We start from the raw sequence: 3,882 nt of genomic DNA, 5'->3' as shown, positions 1-3,882 counted from the left end.
GTCGCCCTCACCCCAGCCCTCTCCCGCAAGCGGGAGAGGGAGCGCGCAGTGCTCGGAGCATAGCCTATGGTGAAATTCTACGATCGCGAGATCTCTTCCCGCCTGCTGATCGGCAGCGCGCTCTATCCCTCGCCCGCGATCATGCAGGACGCGATCCGCGAGGCCGGGGCCGAGATCGTCACGGTGTCGCTGCGCCGTGAGGCCGCGGGCGGCAAGGCGGGGGATCAGTTCTGGTCGCTGATCCGCGAGCTCGGCGTCACCGTGCTGCCCAACACCGCCGGCTGCCGCAGCGTGCGCGAGGCGGTGACCACCGCCAAGCTGGCGCGCGAACTATTTGCCACGCCGTGGATCAAGCTCGAGGTGATCGCCGACAACGACACGCTGCAGCCCGACGTGGTCGGCCTGGTCGAAGCCGCGCAGATCCTCAGCAAGGACGGCTTCGAGGTCTTTCCCTATTGCACCGAGGACCTCAGCGTCGCCAACCGCCTGGTCGATGCCGGCTGCCGCGTCATCATGCCATGGGCGGCACCGATCGGCAGCGCGCGCGGCATCACGAATCGCGACGCGCTGAAGCTGTTGCGCGACCGCTTGCCCGATATCACGCTGGTGGTCGACGCCGGGCTCGGGGCGCCGAGCCACGCGGCCGAAGCGCTGGAGCTCGGCTACGACGCCGTGCTGCTCAACACCGCGATCGCCAAGGCCGAAGATCCGGCGGCAATGGCGCGCGCGTTCAAGCTCGCGGTCGAAGCTGGCCGCACCGGTTACGAAGCGGGATTGATGGGCGCCCGCGATTTCGCCTCGCCCTCCACCCCTGTGATCGGGACCCCGTTCTGGCATGCCGTATCCTGACCGCTTCTATCCCGTCGTCGACAGCCTCGCCTGGGTGAAGCGCCTCACCGCGCTCGGCGTCGGCACCGTGCAGCTCCGCGCCAAGGAGCTGAACGACGCCGAAGCGCTGCAGCTCGTCACCGACGCGCTCGAGCTGGTGAAGGGCACGTCGACCCGGCTGATCATCAACGATTACTGGCGCGCCGCGATCGTCGCCGGCGCTCAGCATCTGCACCTCGGCCAGGAAGACCTCGCCGACGCCGATTTGCACGAGATCCGCAGCGCCGGCCTGACGCTCGGCCTCTCGACCCACGACGACGCCGAGCTCGAAACCGCGCTCGCCGCCGAGCCGACCTACATCGCGCTCGGCCCGATCTTCCCGACCACGCTGAAAACGATGCGCTTCGCGCCGCAGGGCATCCCGAAGATCACCGAGTGGAAGAAGCGCGTCGGCGACATCCCGCTGGTCGCGATCGGCGGCATCAAGCTGGAGCAGGCTGACGAGATTTTCGCCGCCGGCGCCGACTCGATCGCGGTGGTCAGCGACGTGACGCAGAACGAAGACCCGGACGCACGCGTCCGCGCCTGGCTGGATGCAACGAAAGAGACGGCGTGATGAGCAACGCGAAAGCTGCGACGCGCGGCGCCCTCACCCCAACCCTCTCCCGCAAGCGGGAGAGGGAGCAGGCTGTGCGCGCTGCGCGGCCCCGGCCGAAGCGCTAATTCCCCCTCTCCCGCTTGCGGGAGAGGGTCGGGGTGAGGGCGACACGCAACGTGCCCTCACCTTCTGACGAATAACCCGCGAGCCACGACGCGGCCCGATAACAACCGATAACAGGAGGATAGCATGAATATCCGCTCCAATCCCGAGACCACCCGCGCGGCCGTCACCACCGGCGCCCTGCCCTCGTCGCGGAAGATTCACGCGATCCCGACCGCCGCGCCGGACCTGCGCGTGCCGCTGCGGGAGATCATCCTCTCCGAAGCCGCCACCGAGCCGAACCTTCCGGTGTACGACACCTCCGGCCCCTACACCGATCCGAACGTCATCATCGACGTCAACAAGGGCCTGCCGCGCATCCGCACCGAATGGGTCAAGGAGCGCGGCGGCGTCGAGCAGTATCAGGGCCGCGACATCAAGCCGGAAGACAACGGCAATGTCGGCGCCTCGCATGCCGCCAAAGCGTTCACCGCCTATCACCAGCCGCTGCGCGGCGTCGGCAATGCGCCGATCACCCAGCTCGAATTCGCCCGCGCCGGCATCATCACCAAGGAGATGATCTACGTCGCCGAGCGCGAGAACCTCGGGCGCAAACAGCAGCTCGAGCGCGCCGAGGCCGCGCTCGCCGACGGCGAGAGCTTCGGCGCCGCGGTGCCGGCGTTCATCACGCCGGAATTCGTCCGCGACGAGATCGCGCGTGGCCGCGCCATCATCCCGTCGAACATCAACCACGGCGAACTCGAGCCGATGATCATCGGCCGCAACTTCCTCACCAAGATCAACGCCAACATCGGCAACAGCGCGGTGACGTCGTCGGTCGAGGAGGAAGTCGACAAGATGGTGTGGGCGATCCGCTGGGGCGCCGACACCGTGATGGACCTCTCCACCGGCCGCAACATCCACACCACGCGCGAATGGATTCTGCGCAACTCGCCGGTGCCGATCGGCACTGTGCCGATCTATCAGGCGCTGGAGAAGTGCGAAGGCGACCCGACCAAGCTGACCTGGGAGCTGTACAAGGACACGCTGATCGAGCAGTGCGAACAGGGCGTCGATTACTTCACCATCCACGCCGGCGTGCGGCTGCAATACATCCACCTCACCGCCAGCCGCGTCACCGGCATCGTGTCGCGCGGCGGCTCGATCATGGCGAAGTGGTGCCTGGCGCACCACCAGGAGAGCTTCCTGTACACGCATTTCGACGAGATCTCCGACCTGATGCGCAAGTACGATGTGTCGTTCTCGCTCGGCGACGGCCTGCGGCCGGGCTCGATTGCCGACGCCAACGACCGCGCCCAGTTCGCCGAACTGGAGACGCTCGGCGAACTCACCAAGATCGCCTGGGCCAAGGGCTGCCAGGTGATGATCGAAGGCCCCGGCCACGTGCCGATGCACAAGATCAAGATCAACATGGACAAGCAGCTCAAGGAATGCGGCGAAGCGCCGTTCTACACCCTCGGGCCGCTGACCACCGACATCGCGCCGGGCTATGATCACATCACCAGCGGCATCGGCGCCGCGATGATCGGCTGGTTCGGCTGCGCGATGCTGTGCTACGTCACGCCGAAGGAACACCTCGGCCTGCCCGACCGCAACGACGTCAAGACCGGTGTGATCACCTACAAGATCGCCGCCCACGCCGCCGACCTCGCCAAGGGCCACCCCGCCGCACAGCTGCGCGACGACGCTCTCTCCCGCGCGAGGTTCGAATTCCGCTGGCAGGACCAGTTCAACCTCGGCCTCGACCCGGATACGGCGCAAGCCTTCCACGACGAGACCCTGCCCAAGGAAGCCCACAAGGTCGCGCATTTCTGCTCGATGTGCGGCCCGAAGTTCTGCTCGATGAAGATCACGCAGGATGTGCGCGACTACGCGGCCGGACTCGGCGACAACGAGAAGGCGGCGCTGAACCTCGCCGGCGCCGGGTCGTTCGGCAGCATCGGCATGACGATGTCCGGCGTGATCGAGGACGGCATGGCGCAGATGAGCGAGAAGTTTCGGGATATGGGGGAGAAGCTGTATCTCGATGCGGAGAAGGTGAAGGAGAGTAATAAGGCGCTGTCGTAACGCGGCGCGGCTTTCCGATAGCGACGTGATGCCCGAGCTTGACCCGGGCATTCATCCTCGTACATTTGGCCACAATAAACAACCTGATGTGCCTGCGGGCACGAGCGGTCACATTGCATATAGTGTTGGATTTTCTACTTAGTATTTGATTTCCGTAATCGATCAGCCAATTCTGCTTGCAATATTCGAAGTGCCGTCGCGACGGCTACGCAATGGATAACTCAATGCCAACGACACTTGAGATTATACGGCCGTCGACATTTGCG

3 protein-coding genes are annotated in these 3,882 nt (G+C 65.6%); all 3 read left to right on the top strand.

The features are described 5' to 3' along the window. Window positions 1–66: 66 nt before the first annotated feature. The 3 genes from ACOJTD_RS00730 (at window position 67) to thiC (ending at window position 3,616) form a co-directional block, all read left to right on the top strand. On the top strand, window positions 67–849 hold the full coding sequence (locus ACOJTD_RS00730) for a thiazole synthase (RefSeq protein WP_420131034.1): 783 nt from the start codon (window positions 67–69) through the stop codon (window positions 847–849). Further along, window positions 836–1,444 carry a thiamine phosphate synthase gene (locus ACOJTD_RS00725; protein ID WP_420131033.1) on the top strand — a complete coding sequence of 203 codons (609 nt, stop codon included), beginning with the start codon at window positions 836–838 and terminating at the stop codon, window positions 1,442–1,444. Before ACOJTD_RS00730 ends, ACOJTD_RS00725 begins: the two co-directional genes overlap by 14 nt. 231 nt (window positions 1,445–1,675) lie before the next feature. Then, window positions 1,676–3,616, top strand: coding sequence for a phosphomethylpyrimidine synthase ThiC (gene thiC / locus ACOJTD_RS00720; RefSeq protein ID WP_420131032.1), 1,941 nt, complete (start codon window positions 1,676–1,678; stop codon window positions 3,614–3,616). Window positions 3,617–3,882: the final 266 nt, after the last annotated feature.

The sequence above is a fragment of the Rhodopseudomonas sp. genome (assembly GCF_048594845.1).
In the GTDB taxonomy this organism is placed as follows: domain Bacteria; phylum Pseudomonadota; class Alphaproteobacteria; order Rhizobiales; family Xanthobacteraceae; genus Rhodopseudomonas.
This window is presented reverse-complemented; position numbering and strand designations above follow the sequence as displayed.

Coding starts and splice junctions, on each gene's coding strand:
- ACOJTD_RS00730 (WP_420131034.1), top strand. CDS start 67: ATGGTGAAATTCTACGATCGCGAGATCTCTTCCCGCCTGCTGATCGGC.
- ACOJTD_RS00725 (WP_420131033.1), top strand. CDS start 836: ATGCCGTATCCTGACCGCTTCTATCCCGTCGTCGACAGCCTCGCCTGG.
- thiC (WP_420131032.1), top strand. CDS start 1,676: ATGAATATCCGCTCCAATCCCGAGACCACCCGCGCGGCCGTCACCACC.